The organism is Candidatus Hakubella thermalkaliphila, assembly GCF_013281975.1.
GTDB classification, from domain to species: Bacteria; Actinomycetota; Humimicrobiia; order Hakubellales; family Hakubellaceae; genus Hakubella; species Hakubella thermalkaliphila.
Genome location: NZ_BLRZ01000475.1, coordinates 1 through 547, shown reverse-complemented (window position 1 = coordinate 547; position 547 = coordinate 1). Strand labels below are relative to the sequence as shown.

At 42.2% G+C, this 547-nt stretch carries 1 pseudogene; it reads left to right on the top strand.

The window, feature by feature from the left end:
• Window positions 1–74: 74 nt before the first annotated feature.
• Window positions 75–547, top strand: a pseudogene (locus HW443_RS12795) (protein translocase subunit SecF); the annotation flags it as partial.

Here is a 547-nt window from a genome sequence, read left to right as displayed (position 1 = left end):
TTTACTGCATTGGTAGGAACAAAGACTATCTTTGACATCATTTTTTCCAAGAAAGAGGTTAAAAGGTTAAGCATATGATGGAGATTCTGAAAAATACAAAGATTGATTTCATAGGTAAAAGAAACTATGCCTTTATCTTATCAGGCGCATTGTTCTTACTTGGGATGCTTGCCATTATTCAGATAGCGCTCGGCGGGGCAAATCTCGGCGTTGATTTTAGCGGGGGGACAGCGGTTCAGATTAAGTTTGCGCAACATGTCTCACTTAGTGAAATAAGAAAGGCCCTTGATGAAGGAGGGCTCAAAGATATTAACCTTGAGGACCAGCCTGCAGAGAATAAGATTCTCATAGGGGTAAAAAAGGAAGAGGCAAGGCTCGGAGGCTTTACAGAAAGGATAATAGAGGTGATTTCTAATAGATTCTCTGATAAAACGCCTGTGGTTGATTCCATTACAGAGATAGGGCCAAAGGTGAGCGCAAAGCTGAGGAAGGACGCCCTCTGGGCAATACTCATGGCTACTGCAGGCTTATTAATATATGTCGGATG